This is a genomic window from Rhodococcus sp. NPDC079359 (assembly GCF_040702585.1).
Lineage (GTDB): Bacteria > Actinomycetota > Actinomycetes > Mycobacteriales > Mycobacteriaceae > Rhodococcoides.
Map to the genome: position 1 here is coordinate 1 of NZ_JBFBLH010000011.1, position 17932 is coordinate 17932.

Consider the following 17932-nt stretch of genomic DNA (forward strand, 5'->3'; position numbering starts at 1 on the left):
CACTACGCGATGGCCCACCCACAACACGGGTACGACACGCCCGAGCTGCGGCTACGCCGCCTCACCGAATGTCCACCACCCCACGGGACTTACCCCGTACCGGCGAACTGGTTACCGACATCGTCAGTTACGAGCGGTCCGAACTTGCAACGATGAACGTTGACGGCTCCGATCAGATTCGGCTGACTCCGCAATCGATCACAGCGCAGGACGCGAGCTTTGGCGGAGGAAGGCCCTGACGGCATGTTGCTTGCGCGACGCGGACCGGCACTAGGGCTGTTGTCGGCTTTCCGTTTGGGACACTGTTCTCGTGAACGATGCGGACCTCGAACAGCGGAGATGAAACACTCCTGCCCGACTTCAGCGCCGCGGAGGTCGAGCGGCTCCTGAATGCAACCGGTCCATGGTCCGTGACTAGCCAATGGGAGCGGCTGTCACGGTTTCTGACAGCGAATCTGAAGGTCGAGAATTTCGGTGTCTCCGACAAAGCGATCACAGAAGCCGAGCTCGCGATGTGCCCGTTGACCGAAGAAGTACGGGAACTCTACCGATGTGTCGAACGAGTTGATGACCGCCGGGGCATGCTGCTCTTTCCTCCCAGTTTCGAGCTGTTGCCCGTTTCGCAGGCCACCGATCTGGCGGTCGATAAGCGCGATGCTCGAAGACTTGACCCTCTCGCTCGGTGGCCGACGTTGGTGTATCGACCAGAATGAAAAGTATGGCGCAATACTGGAGCGAGTATCCGTTGTCCGAGGTAGACGAACGGGTGCCTAGCGAGCTACCCGCGGGGCGCTACGTCAGCGTCATATCGAACGGTCACGGCGCGTTGACCGCGTGGGTTGCTGGACCGGGCCGGTGCTACCGCACGCCCTATCCAGCATCCGCTCATCCGCCAGTGCGGGTCACTCGCGGTGACCCGAGCAAAGAACCCGAGGAAGTCTGGTTCGAGCCCTTCACCGAGTCGGACCTTCGGATGGTGAACGACGACGTCAACTCCTACCTCGCAGACGCCGGCGTTCGCCTGCAGCCACAGGGATACAAATGGCACGTGCTGGTGCCTGAGAACATCCGCGACGGTCGTGAGTTGGACAACGCGATGCGAGAGAAGAACCAGTGGATCGAGCCAGCAGAGGTCCTGAAGGCAATACAACGGTTGTACGAATCAGTGGTGGGCCAAGCGCCGCCGCCATCGTGACAGCGCCGGCTGTGTCTGCATCGGTTGGTCTTGTGCTGGTCAACGGCCTACCGAGTCTGCTGGTGACCGTGCTGCACAACGGCAATCTGCGATCACAACCACAGGGCTGAAACCGTTACGACGCGAATACCTTGCCCGGGTTCAGGATTCCGTGGGGATCGAGCGCCTTTTTCACCGCGCGGTGCAGGTCCAACACCACCGGATCGAGTTCTTGCACCAGACCGTCCATCTTGAGCAGTCCGACTCCATGCTCGCCGGTGACGGTGCCACCGAGTTCCAATGCCGCGTCGATGATTTCGGCGAAGGCGGCCTGAGCCCGCTCCCGAGCCGGGAGGTCGTCGTGCGGCGTGATGAGCAATGGGTGCAGGTTTCCGTCGCCTGCGTGGGCGATGTTGGCGATCGTCGTCTCGTAGCGCAGGCCGATCTGCTCGATACGCGAGAGCATCTCGGGCACATGCTTCTTCGGCACGCACACGTCCTCGGTCAACACCGGACCCAGGCGTTCCATCGCCGGATACGCCAACCGTCGGGCAGCGAACAGCGCGTCGGCCTCCTCCTGATCCGTCGAGACCGCGGACCACGTGGCCCCGGCCTCCTCGAAGCACGAGAGCATCTTCTCGGCTTCCTGGTCTCCGATGAGTCCGGGATCGTCGATCCGTCCGAGCAACACCACATTCGCCTCCACCGACAGCCCCATGTTCTTCCAGGCGTCGACGGCGATAAGGCACTGCTTGTCGATCAGCTCCAGCGCGGACGGCGTCAATCCGGCGGCGGCCACCGCTGCGACGGCACGCCCGGCGTCGACGATCGAATCGAAGTAGCCGGCGACGGTCCGCTGCGGATCCTGGAGCGGACGGAGCTTGAGCGTCACCTCCGTGATGATGCCGAGCGTGCCTTCCGATCCGACCATCAGGCCCGCAAGATCGTATCCGGCAACACCTTTGGCGGTCTTACGTCCGAGCCTCACCAGCTCTCCGGTTCCGGTGACCACCTGCATGCCCATGACGTAATCGCGGGTGACGCCGTACTTCACGCAGCACAATCCGCCGGCATTGGTGGCGACGTTGCCGCCGATGGTCGACCACGGCGCGCTGGCCGGATCCGGGGGATACCAGAGACCCTGTTCGGCGACCGCTGCCCGCAAGTGGTCGTTGACCACCCCCGGTTCGACGACGGCGTAGCGCTCGAGCGGGTCGATCTCCTTGATCGCGTCCATGCCGTCGAGGGCGAGCACGACGCATCCCTCGGTGGCATTCGCACCACCGGACAGTCCGGTGCCCGCCCCGCGAGTGACAATGGGCGCGCCGTGAGCGAGGCATGCGCGAACGACGGCCTGCACTTCCTCAGCGGTGCGGGGCCGAACGACCGCGATCGGGACCGAATACGGTGCCCACTCTGCCTCGTCGTGCTGGTACGACGCGATGACGTCGGGATCGACAACGATCCGATCCGTGGGGAGCGAGTTCGACAACCGATCGACGAGCGACATGTCTCGACTGTAGCTATGCGATGTCCGATAGCGTCGGGTCATGGCAGTCGACTTCTCGTGGTCTCAGTTTCTGTGGATTGTCTTCGTTTTCGTCGGTGTTCCGTCGACGTTCTGGGCTCTTGTTCTGTGGGCCATCTTCTCGAAGCGCCGAGAGACTGCGGGGACCGGCCCGCTTGGCTTGTGGGCCACCGGATCGACTGCTGCCGCATCGGGTTTCGTAGCGTGTGCGGGCTGGTTGAGCTGGTCTGCCGATCAACGGGGCGAGTTCCGCGGACCGGGTCTCCCAGCTCCCAACGCGTTCCCGTCATGGCAGGTGGCGGCGTGCGGTGCGACGGTGGTGTTGCTGTGCCTGCTGGCCGCGCACCTGTCACGATGGCCGAAGACCGGCGGACACGTTGCTGCGTTGGGCCTGACGGCGGGCTTCTCGACGGCGTTCTGCATCGAAGCGAGCACCGATGTCACCGGGCAGTCGGGCGTGGGTGTCATTCTGTGCATGCTCGGCTGGGGATTCAGCTTGACCCTGCTGATCCTCATTCGAAACGCGGTCGTTGGGCGGAAACAGCCTGCACGCGAGCCGTGAACGACGTCAGATCTCGATACCCGTTGCCTCGACCACGCTGGCCCACAGGGCATCTCGCACGCGAGGTGAATCACCCCGCCACGACGGGTAGTGCGTCGGACGCGGGGCTCGGTCGTGCCAGAACGTGCCGGTACTGGTCAACGCCTGGTCGGATGCGACGAGCCAGACGATGGTGTCGGCCCCGTTGTCGGCACTGCGCAGAATCGGCTTCATCACCGAACCGAACAGTGGCATCGATCCGGTGACGCCGGGTGTCGCCGCCCAGCCGGGATGCATGCTGTGCACCACCGGATCGTCTTCGAGTGAGAACCGCTCGGCCAGTTGCTCGGTTACCACCACCTGCATGCGCTTGGTCCTGGCGTACGCCGTCATACCGGAGTATTTGCCGTTCTCGTACTCGAAGTCGGCGGACTGCAGCGGCACCGGGTACATGCCGCCGCTGGAGACGAACACGACCCGCGATCCGGCGTCGAACAGCTCGCGCAGTCCCACCGTCAGCGCGACCGGTCCCAGAACGTGGGTGGCGAAAGCAGATTCGTGACCTTGCGCGGACAGGTGCCGCCCGTCCGGCATGACCCCGGCGCAGTGCACGAGCGCGTGCACCGCGGTGAGTTCCGACGCCAATGCCGCGATCAATTCGGCAACGGAATCGAGATTGCTGATATCGCACTCGCGCACCACGAGCGAGGCGTCGGGCACCTCGGCTCGGATGGCGGCGGCCGCGGACTCCAGCCGATCGGCCGACCTGCCGACCAGGTGCACCCGTGCCCCCAACCTGGCCAGTTCCTTCGCCGTAGCTGCGCCCAAGCCGGACGACGCGCCGGTCACCACCATGTCTATGGGGGAGGGGAACGGCGTCGGATCCGCGGCCCAGAATCGGCGACGCACCGTGGCACCGATGCGGGAGTATCCGGGAACGACTGCTCTGTCGAGGATCGTGTCCAGCGTGCGGGTCAGCAATGACATGGGCCTCTGATACCCCGCGGTAACCGGATGTATGCGCGGCCGCACGCTGGGGTCGATGCCAGAATGTGTCCATGGTTCACCCCGCCGTCTCCGACGACACCCGAGGCATCCTCGCCGAACTTCCCGCCCACCGACGCGAGACGTTCGAGTTGCGTCTCGAGCAGTGGTTTCCCGATCTGCACGACGCGGTCACCGCCGTATACCCCGATCCCGATGCCGTGGCGGCCACCCTCGTGGAGATCGCTGCGCGCGCCTATGCCGCCCGCCCGGAGGATCTGCACCGGCTCGATCAACGCCGTTTGCTCGAACCGGACTGGTTTCAGCAGCCGGACATGTTCGGTTACGCCTGTTACGTCGACCGGTACGGCCGAACCCTGCGCGGGGTGGGGGAGCGGCTCGACCATCTGACCGATCTGGGTGTCACCTACCTGCACCTGATGCCGCTGCTGCAACCGCGGCCCGGCGACAACGACGGCGGCTACGCGGTGATGGACTACCGAGCGGTGCGCGAGGATCTCGGTACCAACGAAGACTTACGGGCACTCGCGGAGACGCTACGCGGCCGCGGCATCAGTCTAGTGGTCGATCTGGTGCTCAATCACGTTGCTCGCGAACACGAATGGGCAGAGAAGGCGCGCGCAGGCGATCCGAAGTATCGAGACTACTTCCTGATCTATCCCGATCGCACCACCCCGGACTCGTACGAGCGCACTCTCCCCGAGGTGTTTCCCGATTTCGCGCCCGGCAGCTTCACCTTCGACGACACCCTCGGCGAGTGGGTGTGGACGACGTTCAACGAATGGCAGTGGGATCTGAACTGGGCCAATCCCGCTGTGCTGCAGGAGTTCGCGAGTATCGTGCTGCACCTGGCAAACCTCGGGGTGGAAGTGCTGCGCCTCGATGCGATCGCATTCCTGTGGAAGCGGCTGGGAACCAACTGCCAGAACCAGCCCGAGGTGCACGCGGTCACCCAGGCCTTGCGCGCTACTGCTCGACTCGCTGCTCCGGCCACGTTGTTCAAGGCCGAGGCGATCGTCGGACCCCGGGATCTGTTGCCGTACCTGGGTCAGGGGCGGCACACCGGACGAGTCTCGGACATCGCCTACCACAACTCGCTGATGGTGCAGGTGTGGTCGATGTTGGCAACGGGCAGTACAGCATTGGCGCGACACGCGTTGGCGTCGTTGCCCCCGACGCCGCCGAGTGGCACCTGGGTGACCTACGTTCGCTGCCACGACGACATCGGCTGGGCCATCGACGACGGCGACGCGGCGTCTCTCGGACTCTCGGGCGCAGGGCATCGCCATTTCCTGGCCGACTGGTACTCCGGGGAATTCGACGGCTCCTGGGCCGAAGGCCTTGTATTCCAGTACAATCCGGACACCGGCGACCGCCGGATCAGCGGAACCGCAGCAGCGCTGACCGGTCTGGGCCCGTCCCGCCCGGATCCCGACGGCGCGTTCGGACGAATCTTCCTGGCGCACGCCGTCATTGCCGGATGGGGCGGAATTCCTGTCGTCTGGAGCGGCGACGAGCTCGGGTCCCCGGGCGATCCGAACTGGGCCGAGGAACCAGCTCATGCCGAGGACAACCGGTGGGTGCACCGACCCCGCGTGACCGACGCCGATCGCGCCGGCCGATTCCAGCAGGGGAGCGACGCGCAACGAGTGTTCGACGGGATCGCGCGGATCGCGAAGGTTCGCGCCGGACTACCGATGTTGCACGCCGAGGCACCGGTGGACGTACAGAGTGAGTCGGACGACGGTCTGCTCGTGGTGCGCAGACGGCATCCCAGCGGCACCCTCGTCGCCCTCTACAACGTCACCGCCGAACACCGGCCGTTCCCGCACGCGCAGCTGATCGAACTCGGAATTCCGGCCCCGGTCGAGGTTCTCTCGCAGCACGATCTGCAGGTCGACGACGCCGGTTCGGTGTGGTTGCCGCCGTATGCGGCGTGGTGGATCGTCGACAGCCCGCTGCGTTAGGAGAGGCGGAGCCGTGACCGGGCTGTTACCCTCCCCGAGACGGTCGGATGGATACGAACAAGGGGACAATGTTCATGCTGCATGGTCGGATACGAAGTCTGGTGCTCGCTGTAGTGGCGGTGTTGGTCGCCACGATGGCAACGGTGCTGATGGGGACCGGTGTGGCGAAGGCCGACTCCGAGCTCGTCTACGTCTACTCGCCGTCGATGGACAAGAACATTCCGGTCAAGGTGCTCAAAGCTGCGGGTGGGGGCCCGGCACCCACCCTGTATCTGCTCGACGGCCTGCGCGCGCCCGAGAACGACAACGGCTGGCTCATCGAGACCGACGTCGAGAGCTTCTTCGCCGACAAGCACGTCAACGTGGCCATCCCGTTCGGCGGCGGCGGCACCTTCTACTCCGACTGGCAGCGTGACGACCCCAAGCTCGGACGCGTGAAGTGGGAAACCTTCCTCACCCAGGAGCTGCCTCCGTTCATGGCCGATCGCTTCGGCAGCGACAACGTCAACAACGCGGTGGCCGGACTGTCGATGAGCGGAACCTCGGCGCTCAACCTGGCCGCCCATCACCCCGACTTCTACAAGGCCGTCGCCTCGTTCAGCGGCTACCCGACCGCCAGCAGCCCCGGATTCGCGCAGGGCATTGCCGTCGCCGTCGGCGAGATGGGCGGCAACGCTCGCAACATGTGGGGTACCTGGCCGTCTGCGGACTGGATCCGCAACGATCCGTCCCTCAACGTCGGTGCGCTGCGCAACACGGCAGTCTTCGTCTCCTCGGGAAGTGGCTCACCGGCCACGGACCCTGTGTTCAACCCGGCCAGCAGCAGCTTCGACCCGGTCAGGTTCGCGCAGATGGTGCCGCTCGAAACAGCCGCAGGCATGAGCAGCCGGGCATTCGTCCCGCTGCTGCAGGCTGTCGGTGGTCGACCCAACGTCAAGATCACCGGTACCGGTGTGCACTGGTGGAACCACTGGGAGCAGCACCTGCACGACGCATGGTTCGAGACAATCGCCCCTGCCGTCGGAGGCTGACAGCTACTCTTTCCGCCATGACGCCACCGCGGATCACCGTCGACTACACGGTGCTCGATTGCCCGGATCCAGCAGCGCTTGCCCGCTTCTACAGCACAATTCTCGGCTGGGAGCATGCCGGCGACGACGGGGACTGGGTGGTGGTGCACGGCCCGGGCGAACTGCGGCTCGCCTTCCAGAAGGCGCCGGACTTCACCCCCATCGACTGGCCGAGCGAGGGCATCAAGATTCACCTCGATCTGGTGGTGGACGACATGGAACAGGCCAGGGACTTCGTCGTCGACGCCGGGGCCGAACTCATCGACCACGCGCAGCCCTCGTTCTGGGTGTACCGCGATCCCGCGGGGCACATCTTCTGCCTGTGCAAAAGAAAATGAAGGAACCGTCATGGTCAGCGAAACCCACCCGGTACTCGTCGAGCGATCGGCCCTCGTCCGGGCGGACGCCGCCACCGTGCACGCTCTGATCGACAACTTTCACCATTGGAAGCAATGGTCGCCCTACGAGGGACTCGACCCTGGTTTGCAGCGCACCTACACCGGTCCCGACGCCGGAGTGGGGGCGTCGTACTCGTGGTCGGGTAACCGCAAGGCCGGCGCGGGGACGATGACCATCACCGAGTCGATTCCCGAAGAACTGATCGTGCTCGACCTCGCGTTCACCAAGCCGTTCAAGAATCGGAACGTCACGGCGTTCCTGCTCGAGCCCGTCGCCGACGGGACCCGGGTGACCTGGCGTATGTCGGGAAAACAGAACAAGCTCTTCGCTCTGATCGGAAAAGTGTTCTCGATGGACAAGCTCGTCGGACCGGATTTCGAGAAGGGGCTCAGGCAGCTCGCCGTTGTGGCCCAGAAGGGCTGAGTCGGTTCTCCCGTAGATCCGCCTGCTCGCCGAGCCAGCGGGCGAGAACCTGGCAGCCGGTGAGGCCGTCTGCATAATCCTCGCGCGCATACGCGATGTGTCGGCCACCGCCGGGGTTCGACCACTCGAATCGACGCCAGCGCATCGACTGCGGCAGATACCCGCCCAATTCTGCGGCCGCGGTGCGGAGGCGTCGAACATCCTTCGCCCACTGCGAGGGTCGAAGGCGCGTCCGGGTCGCGTTTTGGAAGCTGTTGCTGCGCAGTAGTTTCAGTAGTTCACGCAGCCAGATTTTCGGGGTGCGAAACGACATCCATCGGGTCAGGTCGGCAACGTCGCGGATGAGACTGTCGTCGCTTGCGTTGCAGATCATGTCCGAGGCGAGGCCGATCCACCGGACCGGAATCGACTCGGGCAGAGCCGGACCCGCACCGGCGACGCCACGTCCGGTGCAGCCGTCGACGGCACCCACCGGCTGCTGAGGATCCGACACCAGACCAGCGGCAACGATGCGGCTGCCGTCGATCGTCCCGTCGTGGACGAGACCGAGGACCTCGCGCACCACCGTCGCTCCCTGGGAGTATCCGATCAGCGCAATCGGCCCGGCAGTGCTCTCGAGTGTGCGGCGTAGACGCCGGACACCGATGTCTGCGCTGTGCCGAAAGCAGAGTCCACCGAGCGCGACCGGACCGTACGACGCCGGATAGCCGACCCAGCGGCCGACGAAGCGGTCGTCGAGCTCGCGGGTGACGCAGGCCAGCAGGCCCGTCACTCGCGTCCGGTGGTCGGACGGATGTGATTCACCGGTACCTCCGACGGCGAGTACGGTGACCGTTTCGTGGCTCATGGCTGTCAGTCTGGTCGGGGAACCTGAGCCCGACGCCCGACAAATGCTGAGAACTGTCTGGCAGTTCGGTCCCGGTCAGGTCAGAGCAGTGCGGACCTTGTCGAGGGCGTCGCGAAGGAGTGCCTCGTACAGATCCGGGTCGGGTACGGCTGCGCTGTTCGACGTGATTCCGATGGTGACGGTATCGCCGATGCCGTGGACTCCGTGGGTCAGGCTCATGGCGGGGGACAGGGCCGGAAAACCTGCGGTGAATCGGACGCGGCCGCCGCCGAGCGTCAGGTCTGCAGCACCGCGCGAAACACTGGACACGACGGTGTTCCCGGTGACCATCGGAGGGGCTGCGGTCGGATCGAACTGTGCGACGCCCCATTCGGCCAGAAACGCGGGCACGTGTGCTTCGACGTCGTCCTGTGATGCGCGGGCTGCCTGCGACAGCGGATGATTCGCGCGAGCTCGGCGCGCAGCCAGATCGGCGGCGACGAGCTGACTGCGAGTACGGATGTCCGGTTCGGCGGGAAACAGTCCGACGCCGACGTTGCCGAAATTGTTTCGCGCGGCGGCTCGCTCATCCCTGGCGACGGTGACCTCGGCGGCCAGATCCGGACCGTCGCCGAGAAGCCGTTGCAGTGCAACGGATACTGCAGTCAGCACGAACGTGGTGACGGTGGTCCCGCCGGACTGCAGCTCGGTTTTCGGAAGCACGATGGTCCGCACCGACGTCCGGCCGGTGGGCGGCACGTCGAGGGCGGTCGGAGCGCGCGAATGTGCGGGCGGGGGAATGTCGCCCGAATCGGTACCTCGCCCGAGGCTCAGCGCGTCGCGTCGGGCGCGGACACCGCCGCGAACCATCTGCGCCAGTCGAAGCGGAAGAGTTGCGGCGGCAACGATTGTGGATGCCGACTCGAACACCGCGCGAGGCTCTGCTCGGACGCAGGCAGGCGGGAGCGGATGCGTGCCGAACAGCTCTCGAGCAGTGCGAGCGGCCAGTGTTCCGTCGGCCGCCGCGTGCGAAAGCTGCAGCACAGCAACGAGGGCCGTGCCGCCGGGAGCGTCGACGATGTTCGGATACAGGTGCAGGTGCCACACGGACACTCGGGGGTCGACCTGACGTGCGAACGATGCGGCGATCGCATCGAGGCACTCCGACCACGTGCTCGTTTTTCGGTGCACGGAGATCGCGTCGGAGCGCGGGCCCGCCTCGGTCCAACGGGGATAGTCGAGGCCGCACGCGACGTCGCTGATGCGTCGACTCAGGACCTCGATGCGGCTGCTGCGCTCGTGCAATCGGGCCACCTCGGAATCGAGGTCTCCCGATTCGCTGGCGAAGCAGTACAGCAGAAACTGGTCACTCGGAATCTTCGATGCCATCCAGTACGCACGCGCGTCGGTCGGATGCAGGCGGGTCGATCCGGGGCGGCTGTGGGCGGCTCGAACGCGGGGCACTCGTCGAGCCTATGCGTCCCTGCGTGAACCGGAAATCCACAGACTGGCCGGTCCCATTCTGTGAACTGTCACCAGGATGGGCCGAGGACTTCTTCGATTGCCTGGAGGTCTACCGGCATCATGGGCGCTAGCCTGATCCAATGCATCGACCAGCACTGTGGCCGCGACGCCGCGGCGGCACCCAACGGCGGGTGTCGTGACGCCCAGAGTTGCCTCGGGTTATCGGGCTGGACTGCGTTCCTCGACCAATGCCGCCGCATCGGCCGACTTCGTCACCGACATCTCCTACACCGAGTACGGCTCCGCCGCCTGCACCCTCGGGGTCGCGGCGGACAACACCGTGTTCGTCGCGCCCGCGTTCACCGTAGACGGCATCGGGGTACTGCGCTCGTCCGATTTCGGAAAGTCATGGCGCGCATCGGTTCCCGAGGGCGTGCAACAGAGTCGGAATCGTCCGTATCTGTATTTCGACGACGTCGACGAGCGTCTGTTTCTCCACGCCGGACGATTCGACGCGGTACCGCCCCATCAGTTGCGAACGGGCTTCACCCTGGGAGTCAGTGACGATCGGGGCGAAACCTGGCGCACGCGCACAGTGGCATCGAAAGCCAGGATGGATGCCAAAGTCTTTGCCGGTCCGAGCAATTCACGGACCGGAAGGGTTACGTACCTGTCCGCGCCCACGCCGTTCGCAGTACGTGTGAGGCCACTGATCAACGTCACCCGTCAGGTCATCTGGCGGTCCTTCGACGGCGGGGTGAAGTGGGAGGTAGCCGGTGGTTTCGACATCGATTCGAAGAACATCCCCGGATTGCCGAGTCGGGAGTACGTCGCGTTCGGTAAGGGTGTCGTCGGTCCGGACGGCACCGTCTACATCGGTGGCCGCTACGGTCGACGGTTCGCTGTGGCGGTCAGTCGCGACGAGGGCCTGACGTGGGACGTACGGATGGTCCCGGGATCGGCGCTGGCGAAGTACCACAACGCAGTGCATTTTCTGCTGCTCGGTTCGCGCTATCTGCTGCCGGAGTCGATGGCCGTCGACGACGACGGAAACGTGTACGCGGTGTGGCCGGACCGCGACGGATTGCTGCATGCTGCCTGGTCCTCGGACGGCGCGGTGAATTGGTCGAGGCCGGTGGTGGTGTCGGCACCGGGAGTGCGCGACGCCCGCTTCGGCGCGATCACCGCCACCGGGTCCGGGCGGGTGGGCATCGCATACTACGGACGCGAGAAGGGGCGTGCCTTCCACGGCTTCATCGCGCAGTGCCGCGACTTCCGTACCAGCAGCCCGGTGTTCGTCGGCGGTAAGTACAACGAACCCGATGCACCGCTGTTTCCCTACGGATTCTGCAGTGGCGTTGCGGGTTTCGGTTTGGGCCGTTCACTCAACGAGATAGTCCGCGTGCATTTCGCCCCCAACGGTGACCTCGTGACCGGGGCCGCGATGCAGATGCGGGGACGAAACAGGCAACGCCCCTGGGCGGCGCGCTCGCAACACACCGAGATGCAGGCGGTCCTGGGACGGCTGGGTCGAATCGTCAGGGCATAGACGAAGGGCCCTGCAGCAGAGCGCTGCAGGGCCCTTCGTGGTCTTGCTTACCTACTAGGCGACGTTGATCATGCCGACTGTGGGGAAGAAGAAGCAGCTCTTGTCCGAACCGTCAAGGGCCTTGTGGTTCACCGTGCCGAACACCGCGGCCAGAACGGTTCCCGATCCGGTTTCGACGGGTACGGCGCGGGCACCGGCGGCAGGCAGCGAGTCGATCGCTCCGATGACGAACGGCCGAACGATGTCCTTCGCGGCGTCGGGCACACCGGAATTGGTGAGGATCGAATCGGCGAGAGTGGTTGCCAGGCCGCCGAAGTCGGCGAATCCGCCCTGCAGGGTGTTGACGTTGAACCAGGCGACCTGCATCCCGGTCTTGTTCTCGGAATCGTTCACGATTCCGGCCGGGACGAACGCGAACATCGTCTCGCCCTTGTCGACTGCATTGAGCTCGGGAATCTGGATGGACGGCAGGAACGGCAACGTGGGGATGGCGGGCGCGGTCAGCTGCGGCCACGGTCCTGCCGCTCCGCCTGCGACACCGGGAACGATGCCGAGGGGCGAGCTCGCCGTTGCGGAGCAGTTGATGGCTGCGGTGGGGTAGAAGAACGGCGTGATGCCGAAGTCGGTGAGGGCTTTGTTGGCTGCGTTCAGTGCGGCGAAGGGATCGACGTTCGCATCCTCGGCGACCGGGGTGCGTGAGTCGGCGATCGCGGTCGCGGCGTCGAGCGAGGCACCACCCTGTCCCTGCAGTGCGGCGATCGCCTGCGCCAGCGGATCGGCCGGTGCCGGATCCGCTGCGGCAGTGGCGGGAACAGCGAGCAATGCCGCGCAGGAGAGCGCGAGCGCGCCCGCCAGACGGCTGAGGCGACGAGACATGTGTGACTCCTGTGACTGATGTGGCTTATGTTGCGGTTGCGCTGATATCACCACACATCATCTCGACGTCACAAGCTCAGAAAGATTCCGTTGTTCAATCGAGACGGTCCCAACGAGCCGGGGTGTGACTGCCGTCACCCCACGTCGATGCCGAAGTCGCGCACGATTCCCTCCAGCCCCGAGGCGTAGCCCTGGCCGATGGCGCGAAATTTCCATTCGGCCCCGCGTCGGTACAGCTCGCCGAACACCATCGCGGTTTCGGTTGAGGCGTCTTCGCTGAGGTCGAAACGGGCGAGTTCGCGCCCATCGGACTTGTCGACCACGCGAATGAAGGCGTTGACGACCTGACCGAAGTTCTGGCCCAGGGCGTCGGCGTTGTGAATGGACACGGGGAAGACGATGGAGTCCACTTCCGGGGTCAGGGCAGCCAGGTCGACATCGATGCTCTCGTCGTCACCTTCGCCCTCGCCGGTCCGGTTGTCGCCGGTGTGCTCGATGGCACCGTCGGGGGAGCGCAGGTTGTTGTAGAAGACGAAGTAGCTGTCGCTCAGTGCCTTCTTCGTGGTGCGAAGTCCGATGGCGCTGGCGTCGAGATCGAAGTCACCGCCGGTGGTGGCGCGGACATCCCAGCCGAGTCCCACGCTCACAGCCGTCAGATTAGGTGCTTCTTTGGTCAGCGAGACATTTCCACCCTTGGCAAGCGTTACGCCCATGTCCATCCACTCCTCAGCGCGTTCGTCCGTGCGTCGTCCCCTCCACCATATTCATGTTCGTTATCTGGGTGCGCGAGGTGCTCGTGTGAAGCTGGAGGGGAACGGGGTGGGTGTGAGCAGTGGGGCTGGCGGTACCGATGGGATTGTGGTGGGATACGACAAACGATGGAAGATAGCAGTGGTTGTGCGATTTCTCGGGTAGGCGCGCCGCCGCGATCGAACGACGATGGAGATTTTTGTGCAGGTTTCGCGACGTGAACTGTTCAAGTACGCCGCCGCGGGGTCCGCGGCCGCCGTCGGATTGGTTGCGTTGGGCTCTGCGACCGCGCACGCCGACGCTGGGCTCGGCACACTCGTCGACTATTCGGGTGGGGTGCCATCGGCATCCGCGATCAAGAATGCCGGTCACCTCGGAGCTGTCCGCTACGTTTCCGATCGGCGACCGGATGCGAACTGGATGATCGGGAAGCCGATGCGCAAGTCCGAGGCCGATGCCTTGACATCCGCAGGCCTGGAAGTGGTCTCGAACTATCAATTCGGCAAGGGGACCACGTCCGACTGGCGTGGCGGGTACGCAGCGGGCGTGAAGCACGCAGAGCGAGGCCTCGAGCTCCACCTCGCCGCCGGAGGTCCGGCAGACCGCCCGATCTACGCGTCGATCGACGACAACCCCACCGCAGTGGAGTTCGCAACCCTGATCGCGCCGTACATCCTGGGCTGGCAATCGGTGATCGGAGCCGAGAACACGGGAATCTACGCCAATTCACCGACCATCGAATTGGCCTCGGTCGCCGCCCTCGGCCGGTGGTATTGGCAGCACAATTGGGGAACGCCGAAGGGCTTCGTTCATCCCGACGCGCACATTCATCAGATCCGAATCGACAAGGATTTCGTAGGCGGAGTCAAAGTCGACATCAACAATATTCTGAAGGCCGATTACGGGCAGTGGTCGAAATCTGCCGCTGACATTCTCTGAAATACCAACGATGTAATTCATCCGACAATCTCCGAATGCAGCACGGCATTCGGAGAACCCGTGCACATTCTTTCCGAATTCACCCCACAAACAGTTCGCCCCCGGCTTCTCACGGAAGCCGGGGGCGAACTGCGTCAGTAGTGCAGATACGAGCTACGGGACGTAGACCGTACCGATGGTGGGCAGGAAGGTGCAGCTGCGCGGTGCTGCCGCCGGGTCTTCCTTCGACTGCGTGGTGATCGAACCGGAGACGACCGAGAGAACGCGTCCGGGTCCGGTGTCGGCGATCGCGGACAGCGTCGCCGGACCGTCGGTGTTGATCATGGATGCGCCGGTGAGATCCTGGGTGCCCGAGCGACGGTTGTCGATGTTGAGCCAGGTCACCGTCAGGGGAGCTGCCTGCTCGGCGGCGATCGGGGCGGTGCCGAGAGCAGTGAAGACGAAGCCGGCCTGGCCTGCGCCGGGTCCGGGAGGCGGCAGGGTGGCTGGGCCGGGTACGGCCAAGGCGGTTCCGACGGAATCGGCGGTGTCGGAGATGCATCCCACGCCGAGCGTCGGGTACAGGAACTGGGCGATGACGGGTCCGTCGGCCGGCAGTTCCGGTCCGCCGCCGCCGGAGCCGTCCAGGAACGTGATGACCCGTTCGAGCAGGGACTTGACCTGGTCCGGCAGCTGCGCCGTCTCGAGCAGCGCGCGGGCCTGCCCCAGCAGGTCGGCGGCCGGGGCGGCACCCACGTCGGCAGGTCCGGCTGCGGCACCGACGATGGCCGGTGCGAACGCGGCGAGTGCCTCCACCTCGGCCAGGTTGGGCATCGGCTCACCGGGGGCGGGAAGGAACTGAGCAATCAGAGCAGCGGGATCGGCCGGTGCTGCGGGCAGATCTGCCGGTGCCATCGGCACCAACGGCTGTGCGGATGCGCTGGTCGGCACGACTAGTGCGGCGGCTGCGGCTACGGCGAAAGCTGTAACTACGCGACGCGTTCCGCGGGTACGAAGCACGGTGATATTCCCCATTCTGATCATGACGCGGGCCCACGGCGACAGCCGGTGCTCGAGGGGTCACTCTATGTAGCGCAATCCCCGATGTACAGCTGTTGTCGATAGAGCCCTCCCCCGTCGCATCTATGCCAGGGCAGTCTATTGGTCACACGCTGCGAATTCTCCGCAGACGCACACGATAACCTGTTACTGAAGTTGTCAGTGTGAAAGGTGATGCAAATGTTACTCGGGCACATCTGTGGTTGGGGCGTATGAGCTGAGCCCTATAAGCTCGACGATCGATACACGGCATCGATACCGAACGGAACCGCACGCACAGTGAACCGACTTGTTCGGCTGGCCCCCGTTCTGCTCGCGGTCTCGGTGATCAGCCGATTCGTCTGGGCCTTCGCGACGCCCAACGGAATGAACCTCGTGGACCTCCACGTCTACGTCGACGGCTCCGCGACACTTCTCGGCGGCAATCTGTACGACTACACGTACTCGGTGCAGACCCCGGACTTCCCGCTCCCGTTCACGTACCCGCCTTTCGCCGCGCTCGTGTTCTTTCCGCTGCACTATCTGCCGTTCACGCTGGTCGGAGTGCTCTGGCAGGCCGCGACCATGATCGCGCTGTTCGCCGTGGTGAAGCTGACGCTGTCGATGGTTCTCGGCGACGAGCGCGCCGCCGAGCCGCGCTGGGTGCGTATCGCGATGCTGTGGACCGCGCTGGGTCTGTGGTCCGAACCCGTGCGAACGACGCTGGACTACGGCCAGGTCAACGTGTTCCTGGTGCTGCTGGCGATTGTCGCGGTACGCAGCAGCAAGTGGTGGGTGGCAGGCGGGCTGGTCGGGTTCGCTGCCGGAATCAAGCTGACCCCGGCCATCACCGGCCTGTACTTCCTGGCCACTCGGCGGTGGAAGGCAGCGGCGTTCTCGGCAGTGGCCTTCGCCCTCACCGTCGCGGTCAGCTACGCGGCACTCGGACACCAGGCGGCCACCTACTTCACCACGCTGCTCGGCGATGCCGACCGAATCGGCCCCGTCGGCTCGGTCTGGAATCAGTCCCTGCGGGGCGCGCTCAGCCGGATCGCGGGGGAGGACGTCGGGCAGGGGCCGGTGTGGATCGCCGCCGCCGTACTCGCGACAGGACTTGCGATCGCGGCATGGCGGGCGATCGGACGCGAGGACCATCTGGGCACGCTGGTGATCGTGCAGCTCCTCGGTCTGCTGATCTCGCCCATCTCGTGGTCCCATCACTGGATCTGGGTGATCCCGATGGTGATCTGGCTGGTGCACGGGCCGCTACGCGACGTCGCCGGGTCGAAGATCGTCGCGGGCTACTGGTTGGTGACGGTCACCGTGGGGGTCCCGTGGCTGCTCAGTTTCTTCCAGGAATCGATCTGGACCATTCCCCGTCCCGGCCTCGAGGCGTGGGCCGGTGCCGTGGACGTCGTCGGAGCTGCCCTGTTCCTGGGCTGGGTCGTCTATGCCGGACGACTCAAGAAATCGCGACCAGTGAGTCGATCCGACGCGCCAGATCCACATCCTTCTGTGTGAGGCCGCCGGCGCTGTGCGTCGAGAGCGTGAACGTGAGCGTCCGCCATCTGATGTCGATGTCGGGGTGATGGTCCGCCTCTTCCGCGGCCTCGGCCACGCGGTTCACCGCCTCGATCGCCGCTGGAAACGACACCAGTTCGACGGTGCGCGTCAGCGATTTCCCGTCCACGGTCCATTCGGCGAGTCGGGCGTCCTCGATGTCACGGTCGGTCAGCAGTTCGGTCATAGAAAGATGGTGGCATGTCCGGTACCCCCGCCGCTGTGGTTGTCGCAGCCGCATTGACGCACCAGGGCAGGCTGCTGCTCGCCCAACGAACTCGTCCGCCCGAGCTGGCCGGCCGGTGGGAACTGCCCGGCGGCAAGGTGGAGCCGGGGGAGTCGGAGGACGCTGCCCTGGTGCGCGAGCTGCGTGAGGAACTGGGCGTGGAGTGCTCGATCGGCGCGGCGCTCTCCGGCGACGTCGACCTGCCCGGCGGTCTCGTGCTCCGCGCCTACCGGGCCTGCCTCATCTCGGGAGTTCCTGCAGCACTTGAACATTCGGCTCTACGGTGGGTGGACGCAGAAACCTTGCCGACGATGGATCTGGTCGATGCCGACCGACTCTGGATGCCCGAGTTGCAGGACATTCTGCTCACTTCGCCCGGGCGGTCTTCAGACCTTTCTTGAGGTCTTTCTTGGTCGCCCCCGCGGATTCCAGCTTCTTCATTCGCATGATCACGACGGGGCATTTGATGCAACGAACCTTCTTGCGGCAGCATTTTTTCTTGGGCTTCATCCCCGAGACATCTGCGGCCTTTATCTTGCCCATGAGCACCAAGACTAATGGGTGGCGCAGGTCACAGACCTGAGGGTGGCGCGGGGCACTGCCGGACTACGGGTAAAC

At 65.0% G+C, this 17932-nt stretch carries 20 protein-coding genes; 11 read left to right on the forward strand and 9 right to left on the reverse strand.

Annotation, left to right across the window (positions count from 1 at the left end):
- Positions 1 to 317: 317 nt before the first annotated feature.
- Positions 318 to 713, forward strand: a complete 396-nt coding sequence (locus AB0362_RS21680; protein WP_317533291.1) for a hypothetical protein — start codon at positions 318 to 320, stop codon at positions 711 to 713.
- A gap of 5 nt (positions 714 to 718) precedes the next feature.
- On the forward strand, positions 719 to 1195 hold the full coding sequence (locus tag AB0362_RS21685) for a DUF5956 family protein (RefSeq protein ID WP_317533290.1): 477 nt from the start codon (positions 719 to 721) through the stop codon (positions 1193 to 1195).
- Between the two features lie 115 nt (positions 1196 to 1310).
- Here the strand turns inward: AB0362_RS21685 and AB0362_RS21690 are convergent, their stop codons facing one another.
- A complete protein-coding gene (locus tag AB0362_RS21690; protein ID WP_317810606.1) occupies positions 1311 to 2684 on the reverse strand; it encodes an FAD-linked oxidase C-terminal domain-containing protein in 1374 nt (457 codons plus the stop codon).
- A gap of 40 nt (positions 2685 to 2724) precedes the next feature.
- Here AB0362_RS21690 and AB0362_RS21695 point away from each other — a divergent pair, with 40 nt between their 5' ends.
- Complete coding sequence (locus AB0362_RS21695) at positions 2725 to 3264, forward strand: hypothetical protein (protein ID WP_317533288.1); 540 nt, start codon at positions 2725 to 2727, stop codon at positions 3262 to 3264.
- Between the two features lie 6 nt (positions 3265 to 3270).
- On the opposite strand, the gene AB0362_RS21700 is transcribed toward AB0362_RS21695, so the two are convergent.
- Entirely contained in the window at positions 3271 to 4230 is a 960-nt protein-coding gene (locus AB0362_RS21700; RefSeq protein WP_317533287.1) for an SDR family NAD(P)-dependent oxidoreductase, read from the reverse strand.
- A 71-nt stretch (positions 4231 to 4301) separates the two neighbouring features.
- On the opposite strand from AB0362_RS21700, the gene AB0362_RS21705 reads away from it, so the two are divergent.
- From AB0362_RS21705 to AB0362_RS21720, 4 genes are all read left to right on the forward strand, one after another.
- Positions 4302 to 6215 (forward strand): alpha-amylase family protein, encoded by a 1914-nt coding sequence (locus tag AB0362_RS21705; RefSeq protein ID WP_317533286.1) that lies wholly within the window; start codon positions 4302 to 4304, stop codon positions 6213 to 6215.
- 74 nt (positions 6216 to 6289) lie between these two features.
- Positions 6290 to 7246: an alpha/beta hydrolase family protein gene (locus AB0362_RS21710; RefSeq protein ID WP_094641227.1), complete on the forward strand. Its 957-nt coding sequence runs from the start codon at positions 6290 to 6292 to the stop codon at positions 7244 to 7246.
- A gap of 17 nt (positions 7247 to 7263) precedes the next feature.
- Positions 7264 to 7623: a VOC family protein gene (locus tag AB0362_RS21715; RefSeq protein WP_317533285.1), complete on the forward strand. Its 360-nt coding sequence runs from the start codon at positions 7264 to 7266 to the stop codon at positions 7621 to 7623.
- Between the two features lie 10 nt (positions 7624 to 7633).
- Entirely contained in the window at positions 7634 to 8107 is a 474-nt protein-coding gene (locus tag AB0362_RS21720) for an SRPBCC family protein (protein ID WP_317533284.1), read from the forward strand.
- Here AB0362_RS21720 and AB0362_RS21725 read toward each other — a convergent pair.
- Complete coding sequence (locus tag AB0362_RS21725; protein WP_317533283.1) at positions 8073 to 8954, reverse strand: PE-PPE domain-containing protein; 882 nt, start codon at positions 8952 to 8954, stop codon at positions 8073 to 8075. The two genes, AB0362_RS21720 and AB0362_RS21725, sit on opposite strands and share 35 nt — an antisense overlap.
- Before the next feature lie 75 nt (positions 8955 to 9029).
- The gene (locus AB0362_RS21730) at positions 9030 to 10397 is read right to left on the reverse strand and encodes a WS/DGAT domain-containing protein (protein ID WP_317533282.1); all 1368 of its coding nucleotides are present in this window, start codon (positions 10395 to 10397) and stop codon (positions 9030 to 9032) included.
- A gap of 196 nt (positions 10398 to 10593) precedes the next feature.
- Here AB0362_RS21730 and AB0362_RS21735 point away from each other — a divergent pair, with 196 nt between their 5' ends.
- Complete coding sequence (locus AB0362_RS21735; protein WP_317533281.1) at positions 10594 to 11946, forward strand: sialidase family protein; 1353 nt, start codon at positions 10594 to 10596, stop codon at positions 11944 to 11946.
- Positions 11947 to 12000: 54 nt separating this feature from the next.
- Here AB0362_RS21735 and AB0362_RS21740 read toward each other — a convergent pair whose 3' ends face one another.
- Together AB0362_RS21740 and AB0362_RS21745 are read right to left on the reverse strand one after the other, a co-directional pair.
- Positions 12001 to 12822 (reverse strand): hypothetical protein, encoded by an 822-nt coding sequence (locus AB0362_RS21740; protein WP_149407578.1) that lies wholly within the window; start codon positions 12820 to 12822, stop codon positions 12001 to 12003.
- Positions 12823 to 12956: 134 nt separating this feature from the next.
- The gene (locus tag AB0362_RS21745) at positions 12957 to 13535 is read right to left on the reverse strand and encodes a TerD family protein (protein ID WP_068052993.1); all 579 of its coding nucleotides are present in this window, start codon (positions 13533 to 13535) and stop codon (positions 12957 to 12959) included.
- A gap of 226 nt (positions 13536 to 13761) precedes the next feature.
- On the opposite strand from AB0362_RS21745, the gene AB0362_RS21750 reads away from it, so the two are divergent.
- Entirely contained in the window at positions 13762 to 14511 is a 750-nt protein-coding gene (locus AB0362_RS21750) for a DUF1906 domain-containing protein (protein ID WP_317533280.1), read from the forward strand.
- Positions 14512 to 14664: 153 nt separating this feature from the next.
- On the opposite strand, the gene AB0362_RS21755 is transcribed toward AB0362_RS21750, so the two are convergent.
- Positions 14665 to 15525, reverse strand: coding sequence for a hypothetical protein (locus AB0362_RS21755; RefSeq protein ID WP_317810604.1), 861 nt, complete (start codon positions 15523 to 15525; stop codon positions 14665 to 14667).
- Between the two features lie 279 nt (positions 15526 to 15804).
- Here AB0362_RS21755 and AB0362_RS21760 point away from each other — a divergent pair, with 279 nt between their 5' ends.
- Positions 15805 to 17049, forward strand: a complete 1245-nt coding sequence (locus AB0362_RS21760) for a mannosyltransferase (protein WP_317810612.1) — start codon at positions 15805 to 15807, stop codon at positions 17047 to 17049.
- On the opposite strand, the gene AB0362_RS21765 is transcribed toward AB0362_RS21760, so the two are convergent.
- Positions 16991 to 17275 (reverse strand): 4a-hydroxytetrahydrobiopterin dehydratase, encoded by a 285-nt coding sequence (locus AB0362_RS21765; protein ID WP_317810603.1) that lies wholly within the window; start codon positions 17273 to 17275, stop codon positions 16991 to 16993. The genes AB0362_RS21760 and AB0362_RS21765 overlap by 59 nt on opposite strands.
- Positions 17276 to 17289: 14 nt before the next feature.
- Between AB0362_RS21765 and AB0362_RS21770 the strand changes: the two genes are divergently transcribed.
- A complete protein-coding gene (locus tag AB0362_RS21770; protein WP_317810602.1) occupies positions 17290 to 17715 on the forward strand; it encodes an NUDIX domain-containing protein in 426 nt (141 codons plus the stop codon).
- Here the strand turns inward: AB0362_RS21770 and AB0362_RS21775 are convergent.
- Positions 17681 to 17857, reverse strand: a complete 177-nt coding sequence (locus tag AB0362_RS21775) for a hypothetical protein (RefSeq protein ID WP_094609726.1) — start codon at positions 17855 to 17857, stop codon at positions 17681 to 17683. The genes AB0362_RS21770 and AB0362_RS21775 overlap by 35 nt on opposite strands.
- Between the last annotated feature and the right edge of the window lie 75 nt (positions 17858 to 17932).

Coding starts and splice junctions, on each gene's coding strand:
- AB0362_RS21680 (WP_317533291.1), top strand. CDS start 318: ATGCGGACCTCGAACAGCGGAGATGAAACACTCCTGCCCGACTTCAGC.
- AB0362_RS21685 (WP_317533290.1), top strand. CDS start 719: ATGGCGCAATACTGGAGCGAGTATCCGTTGTCCGAGGTAGACGAACGG.
- AB0362_RS21690 (WP_317810606.1), bottom strand. CDS start 2,684: ATGTCGCTCGTCGATCGGTTGTCGAACTCGCTCCCCACGGATCGGATC.
- AB0362_RS21695 (WP_317533288.1), top strand. CDS start 2,725: ATGGCAGTCGACTTCTCGTGGTCTCAGTTTCTGTGGATTGTCTTCGTT.
- AB0362_RS21700 (WP_317533287.1), bottom strand. CDS start 4,230: ATGTCATTGCTGACCCGCACGCTGGACACGATCCTCGACAGAGCAGTC.
- AB0362_RS21705 (WP_317533286.1), top strand. CDS start 4,302: ATGGTTCACCCCGCCGTCTCCGACGACACCCGAGGCATCCTCGCCGAA.
- AB0362_RS21710 (WP_094641227.1), top strand. CDS start 6,290: ATGCTGCATGGTCGGATACGAAGTCTGGTGCTCGCTGTAGTGGCGGTG.
- AB0362_RS21715 (WP_317533285.1), top strand. CDS start 7,264: ATGACGCCACCGCGGATCACCGTCGACTACACGGTGCTCGATTGCCCG.
- AB0362_RS21720 (WP_317533284.1), top strand. CDS start 7,634: ATGGTCAGCGAAACCCACCCGGTACTCGTCGAGCGATCGGCCCTCGTC.
- AB0362_RS21725 (WP_317533283.1), bottom strand. CDS start 8,954: ATGAGCCACGAAACGGTCACCGTACTCGCCGTCGGAGGTACCGGTGAA.
- AB0362_RS21740 (WP_149407578.1), bottom strand. CDS start 12,822: ATGTCTCGTCGCCTCAGCCGTCTGGCGGGCGCGCTCGCGCTCTCCTGC.
- AB0362_RS21745 (WP_068052993.1), bottom strand. CDS start 13,535: ATGGGCGTAACGCTTGCCAAGGGTGGAAATGTCTCGCTGACCAAAGAA.
- AB0362_RS21750 (WP_317533280.1), top strand. CDS start 13,762: ATGGAGATTTTTGTGCAGGTTTCGCGACGTGAACTGTTCAAGTACGCC.
- AB0362_RS21755 (WP_317810604.1), bottom strand. CDS start 15,525: ATGGGGAATATCACCGTGCTTCGTACCCGCGGAACGCGTCGCGTAGTT.
- AB0362_RS21765 (WP_317810603.1), bottom strand. CDS start 17,275: ATGACCGAACTGCTGACCGACCGTGACATCGAGGACGCCCGACTCGCC.
- AB0362_RS21770 (WP_317810602.1), top strand. CDS start 17,290: ATGTCCGGTACCCCCGCCGCTGTGGTTGTCGCAGCCGCATTGACGCAC.
- AB0362_RS21775 (WP_094609726.1), bottom strand. CDS start 17,857: ATGGGCAAGATAAAGGCCGCAGATGTCTCGGGGATGAAGCCCAAGAAA.